Consider the following 24,446-nt stretch of genomic DNA (forward strand, 5'->3'; position numbering starts at 1 on the left):
CCACTGCGCCCGCTGACGGCCACCGTCCGCCTGCAATTTCATCAAGACTTCACCCTCAACCACGCCGTGCCGCTGGTGAGCTACTTCGCCGCCCTGGGCATCAGCCATATCTACGCCTCGCCGATTCTCAAAGCGCGGCCCGGCTCCACCCATGGTTACGACGTGGTCGACCCGACCTGCATCAACCCCGAGCTGGGCGGCGAAGAAGCCCTGCTGCGTCTGGTGGCCGAGCTGCGCGTCCATGGTATGGGCCTGATTCTGGATATCGTCTCCAACCATATGGCCGTCGGTGGCGACGCCAATCCCTGGTGGCTGGACGTACTGGAATGGGGCCCCACCAGCCCCTACGCCAACTTCTTCGATATCCAGTGGCGCTCCCATGACCCGCTGATGGTCGGCCAATTGCTGGTGCCCTTTCTGCGCAGCGACTACGGCGAAGTACTCGGTGCTGGCGAAATCCAGCTCAACTTCGATGCCGACACTGGCAACCTCTATGCCCAGCACTACGAACACCGTTTTCCCCTCACCCCTCCCACTTATGCCGATGTGCTGAAACTCAGCGACGACCCCACCCTGCAAGCCTTTGCCGCGCGCTTTGAAGGTCTGGACGTCGACCCGCTGGCCTGGCACAGCGCCCGACAGATTCGCACCGAGCTGGCTGAAGTGGCGCAGGTGCCGGAAGTCGGCCAGGCCCTGGCCGATGCCCTTAGCCATTTTGAAGTGGTGACCGGCGTCACCGACGGCGAAGACGGCAAACCGGCATTCAACAACCTGCACCAGTTGCTCGAACGCCAGCACTACCGCCTGGCCAGCTGGCGCACCGCAGCCGACGACATCAACTGGCGGCGTTTTTTCGATATCAACGAACTGGGCGGCCTGCGGGTAGAGCGCAACCGGGTATTCGAAGCCACCCACGGCAAGATTTTCCAACTGATTCAGCAAGGCCTGGTGGATGGCTTGCGCATCGACCATGTCGACGGCCTGGCCAACCCCGGTGCCTACTGCCGCAAGCTGCGCCGCCGGGTTAACGGTCTGCTGAGCAAACGCCCGCAGGCGCTGGCCAATCAGCCCTTCCCCATCTATGTGGAAAAAATCCTCGGTGCCGGCGAAACGCTGCCCGGCAACTGGGCGGTGGACGGCACCACCGGCTATGAATTTATGAACGAGGTGTCGCAGCTGCAGCACGACCCGATTGGCCAACTGCAGCTGGCGGCGCTGTGGGAACAACGCAGCGGGCGCACCGCCAACTTTATGGACGAGGTGCGTGAAGCCCGGCAACTGGTGCTCAACGGCACCCTGGCCGGCGACCTCGAAGCCTTGGCCCAGGGTCTGTTGCTGGTGGCCCGTGACGACATTGCCAGCCGTGACCTGACCCTCGGCTCGATTCGCCGCGCCCTGCTGGAGCTGATCGTGCACTTTCCGGTGTACCGCACCTATGCCGGTGGCCACGGTCGCTCGGCGCAGGATCAGCTGTTTTTCCAGCAGGCCCTGCACGCCGCCCATGGCAGCCTGGGCGAAGCCGACTGGCCGCTGCTCGGCTACCTCGACCGCTGGCTCGGTGGCCAGGCGCTGCGCCAACTGCCGCCGGGACCGGCGCGCAAACAGCGGCAGAAACTGCTGACGCGCTTCCAGCAACTGACCTCACCGGCCGCCGCCAAGGCCGTGGAAGACACCGCCTGCTACCGCAGCGCGGTACTGCTGTCGCGCAACGACGTGGGTTTTGATCCGCAGCATTTCAGCCTGCCCGTGAGCGAACTGCAGGCCAGCTGGCAACGCCGTGGCAAACAGTTCCCCGACAACCTGCTGACCACCGCCACCCACGACCACAAACGCGGTGAAGACACCCGCGCCCGCCTGGCCGTACTCAGCGAACGCTCCACCTGGCTGGTGGAACGCATCGACCGCTGGTGGCCGATGGCGGCGGCGCTGCGCGAAGAATTGCCCGATGGCATCGCCCCCAGCCCGGGCGATGAGCTGATGCTCTACCAGACCCTGCTCGGCAGTTGGCCCCTGGGCCTGACCGGCACCGACCAGCCACGCCTGGATGCCTACCTGCAACGCCTGCTCGGCTGGCAGCAAAAAGCCCTGCGCGAAGCCAAACTGCGCAGCAGCTGGAATGCCAATAACGACGTCTATGAGGGTGCCTGCCGGCGCTTTCTCGAAGGCCTGCTGCAACGTAGCGATGCCGTGGAACTGCGCAGCGAAATCGCCGCCGCCGCTGAGTCGCTGGCACCCAGCGCTGCCCTCAACGGGCTGGCTCAGGCGTTGCTGCGCATGACCACGCCGGGGGTGCCCGACCTGTACCAAGGCAACGAGTTCTGGGACTTCAGCCTGGTCGATCCGGACAACCGCCGCCCGGTGGACTACGCCCTGCGCCGCTCGGCCCTGGAGCATCCGCGGCCACTGAGCGAATTGATCCATCAATGGCGTGGCGGTCAGCTCAAACAATGGTTGGTGCAACGCACCCTCAACCTGCGCGCCGAGCATCACGCGGTGTTTGCCCGTGGCCAGTATCTGCCCTTGCCGGTGGAAGGCAGCCAGGCCACGCGCTTGCTGGCCTTTGCCCGCCATCTGGACGATGAGCGCTTTGTCATTGTGCTGCTGCCGCGCCTCGCCGCCGGCTTGCTGGATGGCCAAAACGCGCCGCTGATTGCCGACAGCGCCTGGGGCGATACCCAGTTGCTGCTGCCGGAGCACCTCAGCCACCACTCACTGAAAAGCGCCTTTACCACCAGCAGCTACACCCCGGTGGCGGGACGCCTCGACATTGCCCACCTACTGCGGGACTTCCCGGTCAATCTGCTACATCCCTTTCAGGAGCCTCGGCCATGAGCATCGATGAAAAACGCGTACGTGAATTCGCTTTCCAGATCTGGGAATCCGAAGGTAAACCCGAAGGCCAGGCCGAGCGCCATTGGCAAATGGCGATCAAGCTCGCCGCGTCCGAAGCCCGGGTTCCGGCGGCGCAAAAGAGCGTAAAAGGCAAAACCCTGCCGGCCGCCAATCCGGCCATTCCAGCGGCAAAAAAACCGACTAAGGCCAAGGCGGAAAAACCGGCGCTGCTGCAACCCAAAGCAAAAAAAACTCCGACCGAAAAGCCCGCCGCGTCATCCAAACCTCAAGCGGATAAACCTGTGGCCCCGAAAGCCCCCACAGCGAAATCGCCGAGCGCCAAATCTGACACACCGAAACCGCCTGCCAAGCCATCGGCTGCGCCCAAACCCACTGCCGGCAAGCCGTCGCTGCCGGGCAAAAAAGCCCCGGCCGATAGCCAGCCAGCAGCCAGGAAGCCGGCCGCCAAAGCGCCAAAAGCCTGAACTACTTGTGAGGAAAAGACGCAATGACCAAGCCGCATAAATCGCCGAATTCGGCACCGCAAGTCGTGCGGCAATCGCGCATCTCCGAAGGCCACCCGTTTCCCCTGGGCGCCACCTGGGATGGTCTGGGGGTCAACTTCGCGCTGTTTTCCGCCCACGCCACCAAGGTTGAGTTGTGCCTGTTCGACAGCACCGGCGAAACCGAGCTGGAACGCATCGTGCTGCCCGAATACACCGACGAGATCTGGCACGGCTATCTACCCGACGCCCATCCCGGGCAGATCTACGGCTACCGCGTATACGGGCCCTACGAGCCCTCGGCCGGGCATCGTTTCAACCCCAATAAACTGTTGATCGACCCCTACGCCAAGCAACTGGTGGGCAAGCTCAAATGGTCGGAATCGCTGTTTGGCTACACCATCGGCCACAAGGATGCCGACCTCAGTTTCGATAAACGCGACAGCGCCAAGTTCGTGCCGAAAAGCAAGGTCATCGACCCCGCCTTCACCTGGGGCGAACGGCCCAGCATACGGGTGCCCTGGGACAGCACCATCATCTACGAAGCCCACGTGCGCGGCACCAGCATGCGCCACCCGGCCGTGGCGGATAACCTGCGCGGCACCTATGCCGGGCTGATGAACCCGGACCTGCTGCAACACATCAAAAAACTTGGCATCTCCACCATCGAACTGCTGCCCGTGCACGGTTTTGTCGACGACAAACACCTGCTGGAAAAAGGCATGAACAACTATTGGGGCTACAACAGCATCGCCTTCTTCGCCCCCCACGCCGGCTACTCCGCCAGCGGCCATATCAACGAATTCAAGGAAATGGTCGCCCACCTGCACGATGCCGGCCTGGAGCTGATTCTCGACGTGGTCTACAACCACACCGCCGAGGGCAACGAACTGGGCCCGACCCTGAGCATGCGCGGCATCGACAACGCCAGTTACTACCGCCTGCTGCCCAGCGACAAACGCCATTACATCAACGACTCCGGCACCGGCAACACCCTGGACCTGAGCCACCCCTGCGTGCTGCAGATGGTCACCGACTCGCTGCGCTACTGGGCTACCGAGATGCGCGTGGATGGCTTTCGCTTCGACCTGGCTACCATCCTCGGCCGCTACGCCGACGGCTTCGATGAACGCCACAGCTTCCTCGTCGCCTGCCGCCAGGACCCGGTGCTGAGCAAGACCAAACTGATTGCCGAACCCTGGGACTGCGGCCCCGGCGGCTACCAGGTCGGCGGCTTTCCGCCCGGCTGGGTGGAATGGAACGACCGCTTCCGCGACAACGTGCGCGCCTTCTGGCGCGGTGATGAAGGCCAGGTGGCCGAACTGGCCAGCCGCCTGACCGCCTCCGGCGACCTGTTCAACCAGCGTGGCCGCCGGCCCTTTGCCTCGGTGAATTTCATCACCGCCCATGACGGCTTCACCCTGCGTGATGTGGTGTCCTACGACCACAAACACAACGAAGCCAATGGCGAAGACAACCGCGACGGCAACGACAACAACATTTCCTGGAACCACGGCGCCGAAGGCCCCAGCGACGACCCGGAAATCCGCAGCCTGCGCTTGCGCCAGATGCGCAATATGCTCGCCACCCTGTTGCTGTCCCAAGGCACGCCGATGCTGGTGGCCGGTGACGAATTCAGTCGCACCCAGAACGGCAACAACAATGTGTACTGCCAGGACAACGAACTGGGCTGGGTCGACTGGAACCTGGATGAAGAAGGCAAAAGCCTGCTGGAATTCACCCGCCGGGTGATCAGCCTGCGCAAAGCCTTTCCGATCCTGCGCCGTGGACGTTTCCTGGTCGGCCAGTACAACGAGGAGCTGGGCGTCAAGGATGTCACCTGGCTGTCGCCGTGCGGCAACGAGATGACCCCGGAGCAATGGGAAGACCCCCACGCCCGCTGCCTGGGCATGCTGATGGACGGCCGCGCACAGCCCACCGGCATTCGCCGCAAGGGTGCCGACGCGACCCTGCTGCTGATCCTCAACGCGCACCACGACGTGGTCAATTTCACCCTGCCGGAAGTGGCCGGCGGCACCGGCTGGAGCTGCCTGCTGGACAGCAACCGGCCGGATGAGCGCAGCCACGAGGCGTTCGAATTCAACCATGAATTCACCGTCACCAGCCGCTCGCTGCTGCTGTTCGAGCTGCAACGCGATAGCAGCACATGAACAGGAGATTCGAGCATGGAACGCCATTTCAGCGACGCCGATCTGCACGCGCTGCTCGCCGCCCTGCCCACCCCGGTGCGCCAGCCCGGGGCGGCACTGCAGCGTCTGGTTGACGAAGGCCTCGACCGCCTGCCCCACCCCGCCAGCGGCTCCACCCTGCAGCGCTGGCGCGGGCTGGCAGCGGTGGCGGCCAGCGACCTCAGCCTGTGCAAACTCTACGAAGGCCACACCGACGCCCTGGCGATCATTGCCGAGGTGCAAGGCGACTACAGCCTGCCCAGCGACAGCACCTGGGGCATGTGGGCCGCCGAACCGCCGCAGGCCAAGGTGCAGATCAACGCCCGCACCTCGGCCAAGGACGTGCGCCTGGACGGCCTCAAAGCCTGGTGCTCGGGGGCCAAGGAACTCAGCCATGCGCTGCTGACCTGCTGGGATGAAGAAGGTCAGCAACAGCTGGTGGCCGTGGCCTTGCAGCAGCCCGGCATCAATGTCACCGACCAGGGCTGGCATGCAGTCGGGATGGCCGCCACTGCCAGCGTGGAAGTGCGCTTCGACCAGGCCCGCGGCCACCTGATCGGCCCACCGGGTGCCTACCTCGACCGCCCGGGGTTCTGGCACGGCGGTGCCGGCATTGGCGTCTGCTGGTTCGGTGCCGCCCAGGCGTTGGCCGAAGCACTCCGCAGCCACTGCCGCAAACGCCCGGAGCCGCACGCCTTGGCGCACCTGGGCGCGCTGGACAGCGCCCTGGGGGCCGCCGCCGACAGCCTGCGCGCCGGTGCCGCCTGGATTGACCAGCAGCCCTACGCCAACGCCGAACGCCTGGTACGCCGCCTGCGCAGCCAGTGCGAATACGCCGCTGCGCAAGCCATCGAACACGTTGGTCGGGCCCTCGGCGCAGGGCCTTACTGCCGCGATGAAAAATTTGCCCAACTGCTGGCAGACCTCCCGGTCTATGTAAGACAGAGCCATGCAGAACGCGACCTGGCCGCTCAAGGTGAGCGGGTTGCCGATGAACCAGAAGGAAGCTGGATGTTATGAAACCGAACCTGATCAATAGCCAACTCATCGGCACCCCGCTGCAGGCCTGGAACCAATCCCGGCGCCTGAGCGATGTGCAGCCCATCGACCTGGCCGAGCTGCTGCCGGCTGGCGCGCGCGCCGTGATCGTTGCGCCGCACCCGGACGACGAAGTGCTCGGCTGTGGCGGGTTGCTGCAGATGCTCGGCCAGCAGAACATCCCCATGCTGCTGATCTCGGTGACCGCCGGTACCGCCAGCAATCTTGGCTCGCACTACTGGACCCCGCGCCGCCTGAGCATCGCCCGCCCCCTGGAAAGCGCCCAGGCCCTGCGGCGCCTGGGCCTGGATCAGAGCCAATACAAATGGCTGCACGGCGGTTACCCCGATACTCAGGTACACCTGTGCGAAGAGGAACTGACCCAGTTTCTGCTCAGCTACCTGCTGCCCAACGACGTGCTGTTCACCACCTGGCGCAGCGATGGGCACAGCGACCACGAGGCCACCGCCAGGGCCTGCCTGGCCGCTGCCGCACAGGCGCAGATTCCGCTGAAGGAAGTACCGATCTGGGCCTGGCACTGGGCCGACCCGGAAGACCCGCGCATCCCCTGGGAGCGCGCCCGCAAACTGCCACTCGACACCTGGACCCAAGCGCGTAAACGTCACGCCATCCAGGCCTTCGCCAGCCAGATTCATCCCGACCCGCAAGCCGATCTGCCGGCGGTGCTGCCCGCCTGCGCCCTCGAGCGTTTGCAGCAACCGTTTGAACTGATGTTTGTCTGAGGGCGCAGCCATGAGCGTGGCCGATAGCTACTTCGAAGGGATGTTCCGCGCTGATGCCGACCCCTGGGCGATGCGCACCCGCTGGTATGAACGGCGCAAACGCTACCTGACCCTGTCCAGCCTGCCCCAGCGCCGCTACGCCAACGTGCTGGAACTGGGCTGCGCCAACGGCGAACTGAGCGCCCGCCTGGCCGCGCGCAGCGACCACTTGCTGTGCTGCGACACCTCAGCCACCGCCCTCGACCTGGCCCGCAGCCGCCTGCAACAACGGACCCATGTGCAGTTCTGGCAAGGCCGGCTGCCGAGGGAATGGCCGGCGGGGAAATTCGACCTGATCGTATTCAGCGAGCTGGGCTACTACCTCGACAGCGGCGACCTCAGCCAACTGATCTTCAGCATGCGCTACGCCCTCAACCCCGGCGGCACGGTGCTCGCCTGTCACTGGCGGCCGCCCATCGACGGCTGTCCGCATACCGGCGACCAGGTGCACGAGGAACTTCACCAGCTGCTACGCATGCCACGCCTGGTCTGGCACCAGGAAGCCGATTTACTACTGGAAGTGTGGTGCGAAAACCCCACCTCCGTCGCCGAACACGAAGGCCTGGTCAGGAGAGCAACATGATTGGAGTGATCATCCCGGTACATAACGAAGAAGCCCTGCTCAGCGATTGTCTAGTGGCCCTGCAACGGGCGGCCGCCCACCCGCAACTGGAGGGCGAGACCGTGCATATTCTGGTGGTACTCGACAGCTGCACCGACGCCTCGGCGCAGATCGCCCTGGCCCATGGCGTGGCGACTATTGCGGTGGATGCGCGCAATGTCGGCGAGGCTCGCGCCCAGGGGGTGCGTCTGTTGGTCGACCAGGGCGCGCGTTGGCTGGCATGCACTGACGCCGACAGCCAGGTGGCTGAGGACTGGCTGGTGGCGCAGTTGCAACAGGGCACCGAGGTGGTTTGCGGCACGGTAAAGATCAGCGATTGGGGCGATATACCGGATGAGGTTCAGGCCGAGTACCAGGGTCGCTACCACGATGGCGATGGGCATCGGCATATCCATGGTGCCAACCTTGGTTTCAGCGCCCAGGCTTACCTGCGTGCGGGGGGCTTTCAGCCGTTGGCGGTGGATGAGGATGTGCAGTTGGTCAGCCGCTTCCAGCAGAGCGGTGCGAGCATTGCCTGGACGGCGTTGCCGCAGGTCACGACCAGCGCACGGTTGGATGTGCGGATGGTAGGCGGGTTTGCGGATTACTTGCGGACGTTGACGGGGGCGCAGCAGGTACCGGTTTAGGGAGCAAGATCACCAGCCAGATCAAGAGCGGCCCTTCGTTCGTTTTTTTATCCTCGCGCCTGGATCCCAGCCTGCGCTGGGATGACGGAGTTTTTTTCCCGAACACCGTCATCCCAGCGCAGGCTGGGATCCCCCAAGGGCCACCACCGGCCCATCAGCAAAAAACCCTGAACCGCCCCCCCTACCCCCCAGTCGGAACTAGTACTGGGGGCCTACCGCGCGCCCACCACTTACCCGTCGGGAGGACCACGTATGACCGTCGCACTGGTTGACTCCACCCAGCGCTGCAAGCCGACCTAAACCATGGCTGACATCCGCATCGGCATATCCGGCTGGCGCTACGGCCCATGGCGCGGCGAGTTCTACCCCAAGGGTCTGGTCCAGCGTAACGAGCTGAAGTTCGCCTCACGGGCAGTCAACAGCATCGAAATCAACGGCTCGTTTTATGCCCTGCAAACCCCCGAACGCTATCGCGGCTGGGCCGCCGATACCCCGGACGATTTCGTCTTCAGTATCAAGGCGCCACGCCTGATCACCCATATCAAGCGCCTGCACGATATCGAACAACCCATGGCCAATTTCTTCGCTTCCGGGCTCGGTCAGTTGGATAAACGCTTGGGCCCGATTCTCTGGCAGTTCCCCCCCAGCTTTAAGTTCGACGCGCCGCTGATCGAGGCGTTTTTCCAGCAGTTGCCGGCCACCCGCCGCGCGGCGAAAGCCTTGGCCAGCCACAGTGACGAACGTCGCCACCTGGAAGGCTATCTCGACTGGCCGGGCAAGCAGCCGCTGCGCCATGCCATGGAGATCCGCCATGGAAGCTTTGTCGACGAAGCCTTTGTAGCGCTGCTGCGCCAGTACAAGGTGGCCTTGGTGGTGGCTGACAGCGCGAAAAAATGGCCGTACGCCGAAGACCTCACCAGCGACTTCGTCTATATGCGCCTGCATGGCGACAAGAAGCTCTACAGCAGCGGCTACTCAAGGTCAGCGCTGCAGCGCTGGCATCAGCGCATCGACGCCTGGAGCCACGGCAAGCAACCCGCCGACGCCCAGCTGATCGCCCCAGGCAGCAAGCCCGGGCAGACCGCCCGCGATGTGTATTGCTACTTCGATAACGACATCAAAGTGCGCGCACCTTTCGATGCCCGCCAGCTGTTGCAGTCGTTCGACCTCACCGCCGCACTGGCCACCTGCCCCGGTGTTTTACCGCAAGGAATCGACTTATGAGTACCGTCACCTCCGTGCCCCTGCCCGTCAACCAGCTGCGCCCTGCGGTGCATAGCCTGCGCATTCTCACGGTGAACATGCACAAGGGTTTTACCGTATTCAACCGGCGTTTCATCCTGCCAGAGTTGCGCGATGCAGTACGCACTATGGAGGCCGACCTGGTGTTTCTGCAGGAGGTGCACGGTACCCATCAGACCCATGCCAAGCGCTACAGCAACTGGCCGCCAACCCCGCAGTACGAGTTCCTGGCCGACAGCATGTGGCCGCAGTTCGCCTATGGCCGCAATGCGGTGTATCCGGATGGCGACCATGGCAATGCGCTGCTGTCGAAATTCCCCATCCTGCGCCATGACAACCTCGATGTGTCGATCGGGGTGCACGAGCAGCGTGGCCTGTTGCACAGTGTGCTGGATGTGCCGGGGCACCGCGAAGTGCATGCCATCTGCGTGCACCTGGGGCTGCGTGAGGGGCACCGGCAAAAGCAATTGCAGTTGCTGTGCACTCTCCTCGACAGCCTGCCCAAGGACGCCCCGGTGATAGTCGCCGGCGACTTCAACGACTGGCGTCTGCGCGCCGATGCGGTGCTGGTCAACGCCGGCATGCAGGAAGTATTTATGCAGCACTACGGCATGCCGGCGCGCAGTTTTCCGGCACGCTGGCCGCTGCTGTGTCTGGACCGTATCTATATCCGCAATGCCCACAGTCATGAGCCGCAGGTGCTGTCGACCCGGCCCTGGTCGCATCTGTCCGATCATGCCCCGCTGGCCGTGGAGGTACGCCTGTGAATTACCAGTGGCGCGACGGTAACGACGTACAGCTGCTGATCAACGGCGAGGAGTTTTTTCCCCGGGTGTTTGCCAGCATCCAGGCGGCACGCAAGGAGGTGCTGCTGGAGACCTTTATCATCTACGAAGACAAGGTTGGCCAGCAGCTGCAGCAGGTGCTGATTGCCGCAGCCAAACGCGGCGTGCACGTGGAAGTGACGGTGGACGGCTACGGCACCGCCGACCTCGGTGCGCCCTATGTGGCGGCGCTGACCGAGGCCGGTGTGAAGCTCAATACCTTCGACCCGCGCCCGAAGATCATGGGCCTGCGCACCAACCTGTTTCGCCGCCTGCACCGCAAGATAGTGGTCGTCGATGCACAAACCGCGTTTATTGGCGGAATCAACTTCTGCGCCGACCACCTGGCCGATTTCGGCCCTATGGCCAAGCAGGATTACGCCGTGCAGATCCACGGCCCGATCGTCACCGATGTGCACCGTGCCGCCCTCGAACTGCTGGCCGTGCGCCGCGGTGAGCGGCCGGGCAAGCAGCCGCCGTCGCCGGCCAATCATTTTCGCGGCACCGTACGCATGCTCTTGGCCCTGCGTGATAACGACGCGTATCAGGACTGCATCGAAGCCGCCTATATGGCCGCGATTCGCTCGGCCAACTACCGCCTGGTGGTGGCCAATGCCTATTTTTTCCCCGGCTACCGCCTGCTGCGCGAACTGCGCAATGCCGCGCGCCGCGGGGTGAAGGTGACGCTGATCATGCAGGGCCAGCCGGATATGCCGCTGGTGCGCCTGTGTACCCGGCTGCTCTACAACTACCTGCTGCGCGACGGCGTGGTGATTCACGAATACTGCCAGCGCCCGCTGCACGGCAAGGTGGCGTTGGTGGACCACGAATGGGCCACGGTGGGCTCCAGCAACCTCGACCCGCTGAGCCTGTCGCTAAACCTGGAAGCCAACGTGATCATCCGTGACCACCGTTTCAACCAGCAGCTCCACGAGCACCTCAGCGAACTGGCTTCGGCCAAGTGCAAACGCATCACCCTGGAACGGGTGATGCGCGGCTACTGGTGGCGGGCACCGATGATCTTTGTCTGCTTCCACTTTCTGCGCCACTTCCCCGCCATCGCCGGCTGGTTTCCCGCCCATTCGCCGCGCCTCAAACCCCTGACCGTGGCCGACGCCGTGCCCGCCAGCGAAACGCCAGAGGTGCCCCTGAACTGCAACGCCGAGGAAAGCCGATGAGCGTCAACAGCGCCACCGCCGAGCAGGACCGACCGCAAGCGGCCTGGAAAGTCTGGGGCAAACGCCTGCTGAATATTTTCTTCTTCTGCCTGGTGCCGGTGCTGCTGTACCTGCTGGTGAAAAACCTCAACTGGCAGGAAGTGAAACAGGCGCTGCATGCCTACAGCGCCCAGACCCTGCTGCTGGCCCTGGCCGCCAGCGCCGCCAGCTATGCGGTGTACAGCTGCTTCGACCTGATCGGCAGCCACTACACCGAACACAAGCTGCCGGCGCGGCAGACCATCCCGGTGACCTTCGTCTGCTATGCCTTCAACCTCAACCTCAGCTCCTGGGTCGGCGGCATCGCCATGCGTTATCGCCTGTACTCGCGCCTGGGGCTGGATGTGCCGACCATTACCAAGGTGATCAGCATCAGCCTGCTGACCAACTGGCTCGGCTATATCCTGCTCGCCGGCGGAGTGTTTTCCCTGCGCCTGGTGGACCTGCCCGAACACTGGAAAATCGGCGAAACCACCCTGCAATACATTGGCTTCGGTCTGCTGGCGGCGGCGCTGGTGTACCTGGTGTCGTGCAAATTCAGCAAGCGGCGCAACTGGCACTTCGGTAAACAGGAAATCACCCTGCCGAGCCTGCGCATGGCCTCGGCGCAGATCGTGTTGGGCACCCTGAACTGGGGGCTGATGGCGGCGATGATTTTTATCCTGCTACCGGACAAGGTGTCCTACTGGGACATCCTCGGCATTCTGCTGATCAGTAGCATCGCCGGGGTGATCACCCATATCCCCGCTGGGCTCGGCGTGCTGGAAGCAGTGTTTATCGCCCTGCTGCAACACTCGGTGGCCAAGGGCAACATAGTCGCCGCGTTGATTGGCTACCGGGTGATCTACTTTCTGCTGCCGCTGGCGGTTGCGGTGGTGGTGTACCTGATCCTGGAGAAACGCGCGAAGCATATTCGCACTTCGCAGGATGAATAAACGGCGTGGCTATACGCCCACAAGCATCGCGGCGCTCCGGTCAGCGGCGATGCGGTGCAAAGTCGAGATCAAATCCTGAACTGCTTCACCAATGTCCCCAACCGACTGCCAAGGTCGGCCAGGCTGCGGGCGCTTTGCGCGCTCTGTTGGGTTTCGTCAGCCACCCGTTCTACTGCGCCGGCAATCTGATGCACGCTGCGGTTGATCTCTTCGGCGACGGCGGTCTGTTCTTCAGCGGCGCTGGCGATCTGGGCGTTCATGGCGTTGATGGTGGCGATCAGTTCGGCAATCGCATCGAGCGACGAGCCGGCCTGGTTGGCTTGCTCGCTGGTGACATCGCCGGCTTCGCTGGAGCGGCGCATGGCGGTGACGGCATCTTCGGTGCCTTTTTGCAGGCGGTCGATCATCCCCTGGATTTCCTGGGTGCTCTGTTGCGTGCGGCTGGCCAGGGCCCGTACTTCATCGGCAACCACGGCAAAACCGCGCCCGGCCTCGCCGGCACGCGCCGCTTCGATGGCGGCGTTAAGGGCCAGTAAGTTGGTCTGTTCGGCGATGGAGCGGATCACGCCCAGCACGCTGACAATCGATTGCACGTCCTGCTGCAGACTATCCAGCGAGGTGCCGCTGCTGCGGATATCGCCGACCAATGCGTGAATGCGGCTGATGCTACCGTCGACTACTTTCTTCGCCGCCTGGCCTTCCTGGTCGGTTTGCTGGGCCGCATTGGCCGCCCCCTGGGCGCTTTGCGCCACCTGGTGGGCGGCGGCAGACATTTGATTGATGGCGGTGGCCACCTGATCGGTTTCATGCCGCTGGCTGGCCATGGCCTGGTCGGCGCGCTGGGTCTGGGCCGATACCTCGCTGACCAGATGGGTGAGCTGCCCGGTCATTTCCACGATCTGCCGCACCAGGCCGTGGATCTTGGCGACGAAGGCGTTGAACGAGCCGGCCAGTTCGCCGAGTTCGTCCTGGCCGTTGACCGGCAGGCGCTTGGTCAGGTCGCCATCGCCGGCGGCAATGTCGTCGAGGTTGTTTTTGATCTGCTGCAATGGACGTAAAAACGCATTGCCCAGGGCCATGCCAGCGATGCCGACGATCACCAGCAACACCAGGGCGATCACCACGATGCTGGTGACTATGGTGCTGATGCGCGCCTTGATCTCTTCCTGCACCTTGGCCACGTCGGCCTCGATGCCATCCAGATTGATCGCGGTGCCCAGGGCCATGTCCCATTTCGGCAGGTAGACGTTGTAGGCCAGTTTGGGTACCAGCACCTTGTCGTTGGTGGGCAACGGCGAGGAATAGCGCAGGTAGTTGCTGCCGTTCTTGGCCACGTTGTAGAGCTCGCGGTTGACGAACACGCCGTTGGGGTCTTGGCGGTCGGCCAGCACCTTGCCAACGTCCAGTGGGTTGTCGCCACGGAATAACCGCACGATGTTGGCGTCGTGGCCGAAGAAGTAGCCGTCTTTGCCGTATTTGATTTTCGACAGAATGGTGATGGCCTGGGCGCGGCTGTCCATATCGCCTTGAGCGGCTGCGTCGTAGAGGCGTTGTACCGAGCCCAGGGCAATCTGCATGTAGTTCTGCAGTTCCTGCTGGCGCTCCTCAATCAGGCGTTCGCGGGTTTCTTTCACCTCGCCATCGGCCAGGCTGAGCAGTACCTGGGTGGCGGCGCCACTGAGCACCACGGCAAATAACAGTACGGGCACCAGGGCCAGCAGCATCACTTTGGTCTTCAGACGCATGATCACTCCTTAAACAGCGCACCGTCAGGCAACGGCAGTCCTGTTGTATCGGCGCTTGTTGTTATGGCTGTAGGCGAAACCTGTAATTCAGTTCAGACCATTGGCTACGGAATCGACAGTTTTTTTAACTCATGGCCGATGAATCGGCCGCGTCTATGCCGATAAAAATCCTCGGCAAGCTCAACAAATATCCGTTCAATATTTCAATCGCCCGTGTGCATAATTCTTTCCTGCATATTCGGCAGGCCCCGACCTGGCCGCCGATATGATTCCTGCGCCTTGGAAAAATAAGTCCGACCTCTAACAAGAGAACACCCCATGCTCAGCCGTCTCTCCATCCAGTGGAAAATCACGTTGCTCGCCGGCCTCTGCCTGCTGATCATCGTCACGTTGTTGGTAGGAACTTCGCTGTACCAGGCCAGAAGCACCGCCGACGTGGTCAAGGCCTCCAGCACCAGCATGCTCGAAGAGGCGGCGCAAAAACGCATGACGGCCCGCGGCGAAACCCAGTCGCTGCGTATCCAGCGCTATTTCATGGACGCCTACCAGTACGGCAATGGCTTCACCCGTCAGGTGAAGATGCTTCTGGCCCAGGCCAAGGACCACGGCATCGACCCCGGTGCCGTGCGCAGCGATATCTCGCAACAGATGCACAGCGCCCTGCAAGGCAACGCCAATCTGCTGGGCCTGTATGTGGTGTTTGTGCCGGACGGTCTGGATGGCCAGGACGCGCAATTCGCTGGCCAGGACGCTCTGGGTAGCAACGACAAGGGGCGCTTCGCCCTGTACTGGTCGCAGTCGAACAGCGGCGAGTTGGAGCCCGAGGCGATGAAGGAAGAGTTGCTCAACGACACCACCGTGATGAGCAACGGCACGCCCTACAACTCGTGGCTGACCTGCCCCCTCGATAGCCAGAAAACCTGCGTGCTCGACCCCTATATCGATGAGGTCGACAACGTCAAAACCCTGATGACCAGTATTGCCTTTCCGGTGACCGTGGAGGGCAAGGTGATCGGTGTGGTCGGCGTCGATATCAGCCTGGCCAACCTGCAGGAAATCAGCAACAAGGCCAATCAAGAGCTGTACGACGGCCAGGGCCACGTCAGTATCATCAGCCCGCTGGGGCTGTTCGCCGGCCATAGCCGCGACGCCAGCCTGCTGGGCAAACCCTTGAGCGCCGGGTTCGGCGATGAGGGCAACGAACTCACCCGTCTCACCGCCAGCGCCCAGTCCCAGGTGCTGCACAAGGGCGAGATGCTGCAAGTGCTGGAACCGCTGCAACCGATTCCGGAATCCAAGCCGTGGAGCGTGTTGATCGAAGTGCCGGAAAAGGTGCTTACCGTGCCGGCGAAAAAACTCGAAGCCGAGCTGGATAGCCGCCGCACCGGGGACAGCGTATTGGCTCTGATCGGTGGCCTGCTGGCCGTGCTGGTTGGCTTGCTGCTGATGTGGCTGACCGCCCGTGGCGTGACCCGGCCGATTCTCGGCGTGGCCGCCATGCTGCAGAACATTGCCACTGGCGAAGGCGACCTGACCCGCCGCCTGGACTACGCCAAGCGTGACGAACTGGGTGAGCTGGCCGGCTGGTTCAACCGCTTTCTCGACAAACTGCAGCCAATCATTGCCGACGTAAAACACTCGGTGCAGGACGCCCGCAGCACGGCCGACCAATCCTCGGCCATTGCCCGGCAGACCAGTTCCGGTATGCAGCAGCAGTACCGCGAAGTGGATCAGGTGGCCACGGCGTTTCAGGAAATGAGCGCCACCGCCCAGGATGTCGCCCATAACGCCGCCCAAGCCGCCGAGGCCGCCCGCAGCGCCGACGACGCCAGTCGCGAAGGGCTCGGCGTGATCGACCAGACCACCAGTGCCATCGAACTGTTGGCCAATGAAATGAACGTGGCCATGGAAGAAGTCGAAGGCCTGGCCAGTAGCAGCCAGCAGATCGGCTCGGTGCTGGAAGTGATTCGCTCAATTGCCGAACAGACCAACTTACTCGCCTTGAATGCCGCCATTGAAGCGGCGCGTGCCGGCGAAGCCGGGCGCGGTTTCGCCGTGGTCGCCGATGAGGTGCGCAACCTGGCCAAACGGACCCAGGACTCGGTGGAGGAAATCCGCCAGGTGATCGAAGGCCTGCAAAACGGTACCCGCGAAGTGGTCAGCAGCATGGGCAGCAGCCATCGCCAGGCGCAAGCCAGCGTGCAGCAGGTGGAGCTGGCAGTGAGTGCTCTGCAACGCATCAGCAACGCAGTAGGGGTGATCACCGACATGAACCTGCAGATCGCCAGCGCCGCCGAAGAACAGAGTTCGGTGGCCGAAGAGATCAACCGCAATGTCGCCTCGATCCGCGATGTGACCGAGTCCATTTCGGCCCAGGCCGATGAGTCGGCGCAGGTCAGCCAATCGCTGAACCGATTGGCCAACCACCAACAGGCCTTGATGGATCAGTTCCGGGTTTAACCAGCAACAATATCGCGGCTAAAGCCGCTCCTACGAGATCGCACATTTCGTAGGAGCGGCTTTAGCCGCGATGCGCTTCTGGCACCATCCAATCCCTAGTCTGACACTTCTCCCCTTGCCGCAGTCGCCCGCTCTGGTTAGCCTGCGCGCTGCCTATTTCGCCCGTTCTCTAAGGATTTGCCGATGCTCAACTACGCCATCGTCGCCGGTTCCAGCCGCAATAACAGTCAGTCGGCCAAGGTTGCCCACTTTCTGCAGCAACGCTTGATCGAACTGAACCTGACCAGCGTTGCAACCAGCAACGTTATCGATCTGGGCACCGGCCCCCTGCCCCTGTGGCCAGCCGAAGACAGCGGCCCCTGGGCGCAATACGCCGAACAGCTGAAGGCGGCGGACGCAATCATCGTTATCGTGCCCGAGTGGAACGGTATGGCCTGCCCGGCGATCAAGAACTTCTTTATCTACACCAGCAAAGCCGAGCTGGCGCACAAGCCGGGGCTGTTGGTGGGTGTATCGGCGGCGGTTGGTGGCCCTTATGTGATCAGCGAAATGCGCGCCTCCAGCTACAAGAACTGTCGCGTCAACTACCTGCCCGAGCACATTCTGGTGCGCCATTGCGGCGGCGTATTGAACGGCCCGGAAGCGGCCAGCGAAGACGACCAGCGCCTGCGTGCGCGCATCGACTACGCCCTGGATATCCTCGGCAAATACGCCGTGGCGTTGAAGCCGGTGCGGGAAGCCATCGATATGAGCAACCCGGGCTTTGCCAACGGGATGTAAACCGGGAACCTCACGGCAAACCTCCGTCGTCCCAGCGCAGGCTGGAACCCAGAGTAGTGGCTGTCACACGGTAGGCGTACGACAGAAAAATCTGGACCCCAGCCTACGCTGGGATGACGGAGTAAAGGCCCAAACCGGAGTCGGGGGGTACCCGCAGAGACTACGGATTGGGTAGTTCAACGCTCACCCGCAACCCACCCCAGGGGCTGTCGAGCATTTCGATCTGCCCACCCCAGGCCTCAACAATATCGCGCACGATACCCAAGCCCAAGCCATGGCCTTGCACCTGTTCATCCAGGCGCGTGCCACGTTCTAACACTTCCTGCCGGCGCACCTGGTCGATACCCGGGCCGTCGTCGTCGACCCACAGTACAAACCCCGCGCCCTCGGCCTGAATGCTCAGGCTCACCTTGGCGTCGGCCCATTTGCAGGCGTTGTCCAGCAGGTTGCCGAGTACCTCCAGCAGGTCTTCGCGATCCCAGGGCAGCTGTAAGCCAGGTGCCACTTGCCAGGTCAGTTGCAGGCCGCGGTTATGGATCATGCCCAGGGTGCTGAACAAGCCGGGCAACTCTTCATCACAGACAAACTGCGCCCCCGGCAGCGCTTCACCGGCCAAGCGCGCACGCCCCAGCTCGCGGCTCAGGCGCTGCTCGATCTGCTGCAGTTGCTCGCGCAAGGTAGCTTGCAGCGCGGGATGGGCGTTCAGCTCGGCGCGTTCGGCCAGGCTGACCAACACCGCCAGCGGGGTTTTCAAGGCGTGGCCGAGATTGCCCAGGGCATTGCGCGAGCGCAGCAGATGGTCTTCGGTGTGGGCCAGCAGGTGGTTGATCTGGGTGACCAGGGGCTCCAGTTCCAGCGGCACGTCGTTGTCCAGGGCACTGCGCTGCCCCTGTTGCAGTTGCTGCAGTTGCTGGCGCACCTGCTCCAACGGGCGCAGCGAATTGCGCACCGTCAGGCGTTGCAACAGCAGCACCAACAGCAAGGCACCGGCACCGACACCCAGGCCGACGTATTGCACCTGGCGAAAGCTGGCCAGCACCGGGCTGTAGTCCTGCGCCACGGTAATCGACAGTTGCTGGCCATAGCGGCGGTAATCGGCGCGGTAGGTCAGCAGCCGTTGCTCGTTGGGGCCGCCGGCCAGTTCGCTTTGCAGCCCCGGTTGCGCGGCGGCTGGCAGCTCCCAGTCCCACTGCGAGCGCGAACGCCAGGGTGCCGGCGTGCCGCTGGCGAAATCGATACGGAAATAGCGCCCGGAAAACGGCTGCTCGTAGGCCGGCTGCACGCGCTGTTCATTGAGCTGCAAACCCGTCGGGCCACGCACAGTGGCAATCAGCAGGTTCTCGGCATGGTGACGCAGGCTGCTTTCCAGATAGCGGCGCAGGCCGAGGTCGAGCAGCCACAGGCTGGTCTGCGCCAGCACCAGGCCGACCACCAGCAGCACACTGACCAGGCCAAGGCTGAGCCGGCGCTGGATCGATCTCATGCGCTCAATCCGGCAAAGCGATAGCCCTGGCCACGGCGGGTTTCGATGACTTCGCGGCCCAGCTTGCGACGCAGGTGATTGACGTGCACTTCCAGCACATTGGAGTCGCGCTCGGTTTCACCGTCGTAGAGGTGTTCGGCGAGGTGGCTTTTCGATAACAGCTGCTGCGGGTGCAGCATGAAATAACGCAGCAGACGGAATTCGGCGGCGGTCAGTTGAATCTCTTCGCCGTCGCGCAGCACACACTGGCGGGCTTCATCCAACTGCAGCCCGGCCGCCTCCAGATGGGGCTGATTGGCCAGGCCCTTGGAACGGCGCAGCAGGGCCTGGATGCGCAGTTGCAGCTCCTCCGGGTGAAAGGGCTTGGTCAGGTAATCGTCGGCACCGGCCTTCAGACCATCGATTCGCTCGGCCCAGGAACCGCGCGCGGTAAGGATCAGCACGGGGGTAGCCAGCGCCCCGGCGCGCCATTCGCGCAGCACTTCAAGGCCCGGTTTGCCCGGCAGGCCGAGGTCGAGAATGATCAGATCGTAAGGCTCGCTAGCGCCCTGGTGCACGGCATCACGGCCATCGGCCAGCCAGTCCACGGCATAGCCCTGGGCGGCGAGGCTGGCGAGCAATTCGTCGGCCAGCGGCACATGGTCTTCCACCAGCAGCAAACGCATCAGTCGTCTTCCTTGTCCTTGAGAATGCGCCCGTCGCGCACATCGATTTCCAGCTCGCGGACCACGCCATCGGTGGTCAGCAATTCGATTTCATAGACCAGCACGTCGTCCTCTTCCTCCAGCTCAGCCTCCAGCAACTTCGCCCCGGGGTGACGCACCAGGGCGGGTTGCAGCAGCTGTTCGAGTGGCAGGATCAGGCCTTGCTGGCGCAGGTGCAGCACTTCGTCCTGGTCCAGGTCACGGGCTTGTGCGGCGAAACTCAGGGCCAGCACAGACAGGACCAGGGCGACGATGCCGCTATAACGCATCAACCACTTCATTACTTATCTTGATGGTCTTTGAGGATCTGACCGTTGCTGGCGTCCAGCTCCAGATCCCACTCCAGGCCCTGAGCGTCACGCAGTTCAACCTGGTAGATATAGCGGCCGTACTCTTCTTCCAGCTCGGTTTCCTTCACGGTACTGCCTGGGTGTTTGGCAATGGCGGCAGCGTTGAGCTTCTCGAACGATTGAATGGTGCCGGCATCACGCAGTTTCAGTGCTTCGTCCGGGCCCAGATCACGGGCTTGGGCCAGGCCAGCAGTGGCGGTCAGAGCGGCAATGGTAAACAGGGCAGTGAACGTGTTCATGGGTTCGTTCCTTTCTTCAGTTAGGTGTTTTGCTTTCGACGGGGATCACCTTATCGCCCGCCGCTTAACTGAAGCTTAAAACCCTTAAGGTTGAGAAATCGTGTGTGCAGCAATCGCGGCTGAAGCCGCTCCTACGGGGCTGGGTGCAAACGTAGGAGCGGCTTCAACCGCGATGCTTTTAAGGCTTGGAAGCAATGGCCTTGGCCAGCGCCGCCTGCAGATCCGGGTCATCCGGTTTGGTCAGGCTGGAGAAGCTGGCCACCACCTTGCCCTGCCGGTCGACCACGTATTTATAGAAATTCCAGCGCGGCGCACTGCTCTGCTCGGCCAGGTCCTTGAACAGCGGGATGGCCTCATCGCCTTTGACGTGTTGCGGCTCGACCATGGTGAAGGTCACGCCGTAATTGACGTAGCAGACCTTGGCGGTCTCGGCGAGGTCCGGGTCTTCCTGATTGAAGTCATCGGAGGGCACGCCGAGCACTTCCAGGCCCTGGTCCTTGTGGCTTTTGTACAGCGCTTCGAGGCCTTTGAACTGTGGGGCAAAGCCACAGTGGCTGGCGGTGTTGACCACCAGCAGCGGTTTGCCAGCGAAGTGTTCGCAGAGGTTGATCTGTTCCTTGTTCTTGTCGCGCAGTTTGGGCAGTTCGCCCTGCAGCAGCGACGGGCATTCGGCGGCCAGCAACGGTGCCGAAAACAGGGACAGAACAACGGCAGGCAGCAGGATGCGACGCAGGTTCATGGTGGTAGCGCTCAGTGGCCGGGAGACAGTCAAGCCACGCTACCCGTCATGCCCCATGGCGTCAAAGGCAACTGCCCAGGCCCAATTGCAACAAGGCAAGACCGCCCTGTTGCCAGCCCCACCAGATCAACCCCAGCAGCACGACGGTGCCCGCGCTGCTGAGGCTCCAGGTCAGGGCGCGACTCATGCCGGGCTCATCCGCAGACGCTCCACCGGCTGCTCACGCACCGGCCAGTTGAGGGCCGCGGCCAGCAAGCTGAGGACGATGGATATCTGCCAGACCAGGTCGTAGCTGCCGGTGCGGTCGTACAGGTAACCACCCAGCCAGCCGCCGAGGAAGGCACCCAACTGGTGAAACAGAAAGACGATGCCGGCCAGCATCGACAGGTTTCGCACACCGAACAAGGTCGCCACCGTGCCATTGGTGAGCGGCACGGTAGACAGCCAGAACACCCCCATCAGCACGCCAAAGGTGTAGGCCGTGAACAGGCTTACCGGCACGCTGATAAACCACACCAGCACCACTGCTCGCGCCAGATACAGGGCCACCAGCAAACGTGGTTTGGACATCCGCCCACCGAGCCAGCCGGCCATATAGGTACCGAAGATATTGAACAGCCCCACCAGCGCCAACACCGTGGTGCCAACGGCCGCTGGCAGGTGCTGATCCACCAGATACGCCGGCAAATGCACGCCGATAAACACCACCTGAAAACCGCAGACAAAAAAGCCCAGGGACAGCAACCAGAAGCCTTTGTGTACCGCCGCTTCGCGCAGCGCTTCGCCAAGGCTTTGTTCGTGGCCAAGCACTGGCAGCGGTTTGTCCTTGAGCATCGCCACCAGGGGCACGATCAACGCCGCCAGGCCACCCAAGGCCATCAGCGCCACCGACCATCCCAGCCAGCCGATCAGCCCCAGGGTGCCCGGCAGCATGGCGAACTGCCCGAACGAACCGGCGGCCGCGGCGATGCCCATGGCCATGCTGCGTTTCTCCGCCGGCACGGCGCGGCCCACCACACCCAGCACCACGGAGAAGGTGGTGCCCGACAGACCCAGGCCAATCAACAAGCCGGCGCTGAACGACAGCGAGCCCAGGGAATCTGCCGAAGCCATCAGCACCAGCCCGAGGGCATAGAGTATGCCGCCCACCACCATCACCCGCGCCGCGCCATACCGGTCGGCAAGCGCCCCGGCAAATGGCTGCGACAGGCCCCACAGCAGGTTCTGCAGGGCGATGGCAAAGGCGAAGGTTTCGCGCCCCCAACCAAACGCCGCACTCATCGGCGGCAGAAACAGGCCGAAGCCATGGCGAATGCCCATCGACAGCGCGAGGATCAACGCCGCCCCCACCAGCACCCATTTACTTGCGCGCCATGCTGTCATAGCCCTGCTCCACTCAACTGCTTCAATCGATGGTTTCCAGGTCGTCCAGCAGCAGCCAGAGCGCCTCACGTTTTTCTGCTCCGAGGCGCAATGCCAATTGCCCCTGAGCCTGCTCCCATGCCGCAGCGCCACGCTGCAAACGCTGCGCACCGCTGGCCGTCAATTGCACCTGACGGGCGCGCAGATCACTGCTCTCTCCCATCAGCACCAGCCCCTCGTTTTCCAGCACCTTGAGGTTGCGCCCCAGGGTGCTGCGGTCCAGGCCCATGGCCTCGGCCAGAGTGGAAATACTCGGCTGCTCGAGCCGCTGCAAATGGCTCAGCAAGGAATACTGGGCAACGTTCAGGCCCAGCTCACGCAGCGCGTCATCGTAAACACGGGTGACGCTGCGAGCAGCGCGGCGAAGTTTGGTGCACAGGCAATGGGTAGTCAGCATGGATGCGTGTATATACCCGCATCAGCCAGAGCGTCAATCAAAAACTTGCTCGCTGGGGGGCCGCCGCGTACACAATCCGCCGTCGCTGGCGGCGCTGAACCGGCGTGCGGCGTGCTGGTCGAACGCCTCGGGCAGGCATTGGGTAATCACGGAGATGCAGATGGGTCGTCAGTTGATCGCTGGGCTGTTGCTGTTGTGCGCCTGGCAGGCTCAGGCGCTAGCCGCCAACCCGCAGGTGGCGGAACTGGGCACGGCCAAGGCCCACTACCCCTTTGTGCTGTACGCCAACGCGGCGCTCGACACCCCCGCCCTGCCGGTGACCCGCGCGGTGATTCTGCTGCACGGTATCAAGCGCAATGGCGGCGCGTATTTCGACAGCGGCACCCAGCTGCTGGAAAACGCCGGCCTCGACCCCGCCAGCACCCTGCTGCTGGCCCCGCAGTTTCTCACCGATGCCGACGCCGACAGCCACCCCGGCGTACCACGCTGGGCGGCCGGTCAATGGCTGCATGGCAGCCCATCATTCAGCGGAGTGTCGGCGTTTCAGGTGCTGGATGATCTGCTGATCTTATTGGCCGACCGCCAACGTTTCCCGCAGCTGCGTGAGGTGCTGCTGATCGGCCATTCTGCCGGCGGCCAACTGGTGCAGCGCTACGCCGTGTTCAACCCCACCGACAAACTGCTCGCCAGCCGCGGCATCCACCTGCGCTATGGCGTCGCCAGCCCCTCGTCCTACCTGTATTTCGACCACCAACGCTGGCACGCCGACCACTGGCAAGCCACAGCGCCAACCGAATGCCCCGGCTACAACCACTACCGCTATGGCCTGGAAAAACTGCCGGCCTACGCCAGCCAACAGCAGCTCAGCGCCCGGCAACTATTTCGCCGCTACGCCGCTCGGGATGTGCGCTATCTGGTGGGTGCCAATGACGACAACCCCGCCGCCCGGGTAATGGACCGCTCCTGCTCCGCCCAACTGCAAGGCACCACCCGCCGGCAACGCCAGCTGCAGTACCTGCAGTACGAACAGCACCTGGCGCAATTATGGAAAACGCCGATCAACCACCCGCAGGTGTCAGTCGAGGGCATCGGCCATGACTCGGCAGCGCTTTTCGCGGCACCCATTACGGCCAAAGCCTTGCTGCCCTAAGGGTTGCTGGCGTTAGTTGCACTCACCGCTCCCGCCAGAATCGCCTTGCACGCCACCCACAACCCGGCGAACCGCTCGCGGTGCGCTGGAATGGCCACCTCCTGTTGATGCGCTGCGAAGCCAGCCTGGCGGCTGACCGAGCCCGTTGCAGACTGCGTTGCATAAAT

23 protein-coding genes and 2 pseudogenes are annotated in these 24,446 nt (G+C 63.2%); 15 read left to right on the forward strand and 10 right to left on the reverse strand.

Going from position 1 to position 24,446, the window contains the following annotated elements; all coding sequences use genetic code 11:
• Positions 1 to 3: 3 nt before the first annotated feature.
• The 11 genes from ACVW0Y_RS21145 to ACVW0Y_RS21195 all read left to right on the forward strand — a co-directional run bounded on the left by ACVW0Y_RS21145 (position 4) and on the right by ACVW0Y_RS21195 (position 12,810).
• Positions 4 to 2,832, forward strand: a complete 2,829-nt coding sequence (locus tag ACVW0Y_RS21145; RefSeq protein ID WP_457441094.1) for a malto-oligosyltrehalose synthase — start codon at positions 4 to 6, stop codon at positions 2,830 to 2,832.
• Positions 2,829 to 3,317: a DUF2934 domain-containing protein gene (locus ACVW0Y_RS21150; protein ID WP_457441070.1), complete on the forward strand. Its 489-nt coding sequence runs from the start codon at positions 2,829 to 2,831 to the stop codon at positions 3,315 to 3,317. The genes ACVW0Y_RS21145 and ACVW0Y_RS21150 overlap by 4 nt, the downstream gene beginning before the upstream one ends.
• A gap of 23 nt (positions 3,318 to 3,340) precedes the next feature.
• The gene (gene glgX, locus ACVW0Y_RS21155; RefSeq protein WP_457441071.1) at positions 3,341 to 5,506 is read left to right on the forward strand and encodes a glycogen debranching protein GlgX; all 2,166 of its coding nucleotides are present in this window, start codon (positions 3,341 to 3,343) and stop codon (positions 5,504 to 5,506) included.
• A gap of 15 nt (positions 5,507 to 5,521) precedes the next feature.
• Positions 5,522 to 6,544: an acyl-CoA dehydrogenase gene (locus ACVW0Y_RS21160; protein WP_457441072.1), complete on the forward strand. Its 1,023-nt coding sequence runs from the start codon at positions 5,522 to 5,524 to the stop codon at positions 6,542 to 6,544.
• Positions 6,541 to 7,305: a PIG-L deacetylase family protein gene (locus ACVW0Y_RS21165; RefSeq protein ID WP_457441073.1), complete on the forward strand. Its 765-nt coding sequence runs from the start codon at positions 6,541 to 6,543 to the stop codon at positions 7,303 to 7,305. Before ACVW0Y_RS21160 ends, ACVW0Y_RS21165 begins: the two co-directional genes overlap by 4 nt.
• Positions 7,306 to 7,315: 10 nt before the next feature.
• Positions 7,316 to 7,927: a class I SAM-dependent DNA methyltransferase gene (locus ACVW0Y_RS21170; RefSeq protein ID WP_457441074.1), complete on the forward strand. Its 612-nt coding sequence runs from the start codon at positions 7,316 to 7,318 to the stop codon at positions 7,925 to 7,927.
• Positions 7,924 to 8,592 (forward strand): glycosyltransferase, encoded by a 669-nt coding sequence (locus ACVW0Y_RS21175; protein ID WP_457441075.1) that lies wholly within the window; start codon positions 7,924 to 7,926, stop codon positions 8,590 to 8,592. The genes ACVW0Y_RS21170 and ACVW0Y_RS21175 overlap by 4 nt, the downstream gene beginning before the upstream one ends.
• 303 nt (positions 8,593 to 8,895) lie before the next feature.
• Complete coding sequence (locus ACVW0Y_RS21180; protein WP_457441076.1) at positions 8,896 to 9,816, forward strand: DUF72 domain-containing protein; 921 nt, start codon at positions 8,896 to 8,898, stop codon at positions 9,814 to 9,816.
• The gene (locus ACVW0Y_RS21185) at positions 9,813 to 10,601 is read left to right on the forward strand and encodes an endonuclease/exonuclease/phosphatase family protein (RefSeq protein WP_457441077.1); all 789 of its coding nucleotides are present in this window, start codon (positions 9,813 to 9,815) and stop codon (positions 10,599 to 10,601) included. The genes ACVW0Y_RS21180 and ACVW0Y_RS21185 overlap by 4 nt, the downstream gene beginning before the upstream one ends.
• Positions 10,598 to 11,836: a cardiolipin synthase ClsB gene (gene clsB / locus ACVW0Y_RS21190; protein ID WP_457441078.1), complete on the forward strand. Its 1,239-nt coding sequence runs from the start codon at positions 10,598 to 10,600 to the stop codon at positions 11,834 to 11,836. Before ACVW0Y_RS21185 ends, clsB begins: the two co-directional genes overlap by 4 nt.
• A complete protein-coding gene (locus tag ACVW0Y_RS21195) occupies positions 11,833 to 12,810 on the forward strand; it encodes a lysylphosphatidylglycerol synthase transmembrane domain-containing protein (protein WP_457441079.1) in 978 nt (325 codons plus the stop codon). Before clsB ends, ACVW0Y_RS21195 begins: the two co-directional genes overlap by 4 nt.
• A 68-nt stretch (positions 12,811 to 12,878) precedes the next feature.
• Here ACVW0Y_RS21195 and ACVW0Y_RS21200 read toward each other — a convergent pair whose 3' ends face one another.
• Both ACVW0Y_RS21200 and ACVW0Y_RS21205 read right to left on the reverse strand, forming a co-directional pair.
• Positions 12,879 to 13,700 (reverse strand): methyl-accepting chemotaxis protein, encoded by an 822-nt coding sequence (locus ACVW0Y_RS21200; protein WP_457441095.1) that lies wholly within the window; start codon positions 13,698 to 13,700, stop codon positions 12,879 to 12,881.
• 36 nt (positions 13,701 to 13,736) lie between these two features.
• Positions 13,737 to 14,555 (reverse strand): annotated as a pseudogene (locus tag ACVW0Y_RS21205) (cache domain-containing protein); the annotation flags it as partial.
• 648 nt (positions 14,556 to 15,203) lie between these two features.
• Between ACVW0Y_RS21205 and ACVW0Y_RS21210 the strand changes: the two are divergent.
• The 3 genes and pseudogenes from ACVW0Y_RS21210 to ACVW0Y_RS21220 all read left to right on the forward strand — a co-directional run.
• A pseudogene (locus ACVW0Y_RS21210) lies at positions 15,204 to 16,157 on the forward strand (PDC sensor domain-containing protein); the annotation flags it as partial.
• 102 nt (positions 16,158 to 16,259) lie between these two features.
• On the forward strand, positions 16,260 to 17,015 hold the full coding sequence (locus tag ACVW0Y_RS21215) for a methyl-accepting chemotaxis protein (RefSeq protein ID WP_457441096.1): 756 nt from the start codon (positions 16,260 to 16,262) through the stop codon (positions 17,013 to 17,015).
• A 183-nt stretch (positions 17,016 to 17,198) separates the two neighbouring features.
• Positions 17,199 to 17,795: an NADPH-dependent FMN reductase gene (locus tag ACVW0Y_RS21220; RefSeq protein WP_457441080.1), complete on the forward strand. Its 597-nt coding sequence runs from the start codon at positions 17,199 to 17,201 to the stop codon at positions 17,793 to 17,795.
• A 160-nt stretch (positions 17,796 to 17,955) separates the two neighbouring features.
• Here ACVW0Y_RS21220 and ACVW0Y_RS21225 read toward each other — a convergent pair whose 3' ends face one another.
• The 8 genes from ACVW0Y_RS21225 to ACVW0Y_RS21260 all read right to left on the reverse strand — a co-directional run bounded on the left by ACVW0Y_RS21225 (position 17,956) and on the right by ACVW0Y_RS21260 (position 23,129).
• Entirely contained in the window at positions 17,956 to 19,278 is a 1,323-nt protein-coding gene (locus tag ACVW0Y_RS21225) for an ATP-binding protein (protein WP_457441081.1), read from the reverse strand.
• Positions 19,275 to 19,943, reverse strand: a complete 669-nt coding sequence (locus ACVW0Y_RS21230; RefSeq protein ID WP_457441082.1) for a response regulator transcription factor — start codon at positions 19,941 to 19,943, stop codon at positions 19,275 to 19,277. Before ACVW0Y_RS21230 ends, ACVW0Y_RS21225 begins: the two co-directional genes overlap by 4 nt.
• Complete coding sequence (locus ACVW0Y_RS21235; RefSeq protein ID WP_457441083.1) at positions 19,943 to 20,263, reverse strand: PepSY domain-containing protein; 321 nt, start codon at positions 20,261 to 20,263, stop codon at positions 19,943 to 19,945. Before ACVW0Y_RS21235 ends, ACVW0Y_RS21230 begins: the two co-directional genes overlap by 1 nt.
• A complete protein-coding gene (locus ACVW0Y_RS21240; RefSeq protein ID WP_457441084.1) occupies positions 20,263 to 20,571 on the reverse strand; it encodes a PepSY domain-containing protein in 309 nt (102 codons plus the stop codon). The genes ACVW0Y_RS21235 and ACVW0Y_RS21240 overlap by 1 nt, the downstream gene beginning before the upstream one ends.
• Before the next feature lie 178 nt (positions 20,572 to 20,749).
• A complete protein-coding gene (locus ACVW0Y_RS21245; RefSeq protein WP_457441085.1) occupies positions 20,750 to 21,310 on the reverse strand; it encodes a glutathione peroxidase in 561 nt (186 codons plus the stop codon).
• A 61-nt stretch (positions 21,311 to 21,371) separates the two neighbouring features.
• Positions 21,372 to 21,497 (reverse strand): hypothetical protein, encoded by a 126-nt coding sequence (locus tag ACVW0Y_RS21250; protein WP_457441086.1) that lies wholly within the window; start codon positions 21,495 to 21,497, stop codon positions 21,372 to 21,374.
• On the reverse strand, positions 21,494 to 22,693 hold the full coding sequence (locus ACVW0Y_RS21255) for an MFS transporter (RefSeq protein ID WP_457441087.1): 1,200 nt from the start codon (positions 22,691 to 22,693) through the stop codon (positions 21,494 to 21,496). Before ACVW0Y_RS21255 ends, ACVW0Y_RS21250 begins: the two co-directional genes overlap by 4 nt.
• A 22-nt stretch (positions 22,694 to 22,715) precedes the next feature.
• A complete protein-coding gene (locus ACVW0Y_RS21260; RefSeq protein ID WP_457441088.1) occupies positions 22,716 to 23,129 on the reverse strand; it encodes a MarR family winged helix-turn-helix transcriptional regulator in 414 nt (137 codons plus the stop codon).
• A gap of 160 nt (positions 23,130 to 23,289) precedes the next feature.
• Between ACVW0Y_RS21260 and ACVW0Y_RS21265 the strand changes: the two genes are divergently transcribed.
• Positions 23,290 to 24,279: a hypothetical protein gene (locus tag ACVW0Y_RS21265; protein WP_457441089.1), complete on the forward strand. Its 990-nt coding sequence runs from the start codon at positions 23,290 to 23,292 to the stop codon at positions 24,277 to 24,279.
• Positions 24,280 to 24,446: the final 167 nt, after the last annotated feature.

The organism is Pseudomonas sp. TE3786 (assembly GCF_054057335.1).

Coding starts and splice junctions, on each gene's coding strand:
- ACVW0Y_RS21265 (WP_457441089.1), top strand. CDS start 23,290: ATGGGTCGTCAGTTGATCGCTGGGCTGTTGCTGTTGTGCGCCTGGCAG.
- ACVW0Y_RS21180 (WP_457441076.1), top strand. CDS start 8,896: ATGGCTGACATCCGCATCGGCATATCCGGCTGGCGCTACGGCCCATGG.
- ACVW0Y_RS21240 (WP_457441084.1), bottom strand. CDS start 20,571: ATGAACACGTTCACTGCCCTGTTTACCATTGCCGCTCTGACCGCCACT.
- ACVW0Y_RS21250 (WP_457441086.1), bottom strand. CDS start 21,497: ATGAGTCGCGCCCTGACCTGGAGCCTCAGCAGCGCGGGCACCGTCGTG.
- ACVW0Y_RS21220 (WP_457441080.1), top strand. CDS start 17,199: ATGCTCAACTACGCCATCGTCGCCGGTTCCAGCCGCAATAACAGTCAG.
- ACVW0Y_RS21170 (WP_457441074.1), top strand. CDS start 7,316: ATGAGCGTGGCCGATAGCTACTTCGAAGGGATGTTCCGCGCTGATGCC.
- glgX (WP_457441071.1), top strand. CDS start 3,341: ATGACCAAGCCGCATAAATCGCCGAATTCGGCACCGCAAGTCGTGCGG.
- ACVW0Y_RS21230 (WP_457441082.1), bottom strand. CDS start 19,943: ATGCGTTTGCTGCTGGTGGAAGACCATGTGCCGCTGGCCGACGAATTG.
- ACVW0Y_RS21175 (WP_457441075.1), top strand. CDS start 7,924: ATGATTGGAGTGATCATCCCGGTACATAACGAAGAAGCCCTGCTCAGC.
- ACVW0Y_RS21215 (WP_457441096.1), top strand. CDS start 16,260: ATGCAGCAGCAGTACCGCGAAGTGGATCAGGTGGCCACGGCGTTTCAG.
- ACVW0Y_RS21200 (WP_457441095.1), bottom strand. CDS start 13,700: ATGACCGGGCAGCTCACCCATCTGGTCAGCGAGGTATCGGCCCAGACC.
- ACVW0Y_RS21225 (WP_457441081.1), bottom strand. CDS start 19,278: ATGAGATCGATCCAGCGCCGGCTCAGCCTTGGCCTGGTCAGTGTGCTG.
- ACVW0Y_RS21185 (WP_457441077.1), top strand. CDS start 9,813: ATGAGTACCGTCACCTCCGTGCCCCTGCCCGTCAACCAGCTGCGCCCT.
- ACVW0Y_RS21165 (WP_457441073.1), top strand. CDS start 6,541: ATGAAACCGAACCTGATCAATAGCCAACTCATCGGCACCCCGCTGCAG.
- ACVW0Y_RS21245 (WP_457441085.1), bottom strand. CDS start 21,310: ATGAACCTGCGTCGCATCCTGCTGCCTGCCGTTGTTCTGTCCCTGTTT.
- ACVW0Y_RS21195 (WP_457441079.1), top strand. CDS start 11,833: ATGAGCGTCAACAGCGCCACCGCCGAGCAGGACCGACCGCAAGCGGCC.
- ACVW0Y_RS21160 (WP_457441072.1), top strand. CDS start 5,522: ATGGAACGCCATTTCAGCGACGCCGATCTGCACGCGCTGCTCGCCGCC.
- ACVW0Y_RS21150 (WP_457441070.1), top strand. CDS start 2,829: ATGAGCATCGATGAAAAACGCGTACGTGAATTCGCTTTCCAGATCTGG.
- ACVW0Y_RS21260 (WP_457441088.1), bottom strand. CDS start 23,129: ATGCTGACTACCCATTGCCTGTGCACCAAACTTCGCCGCGCTGCTCGC.
- ACVW0Y_RS21255 (WP_457441087.1), bottom strand. CDS start 22,693: ATGACAGCATGGCGCGCAAGTAAATGGGTGCTGGTGGGGGCGGCGTTG.
- ACVW0Y_RS21235 (WP_457441083.1), bottom strand. CDS start 20,263: ATGAAGTGGTTGATGCGTTATAGCGGCATCGTCGCCCTGGTCCTGTCT.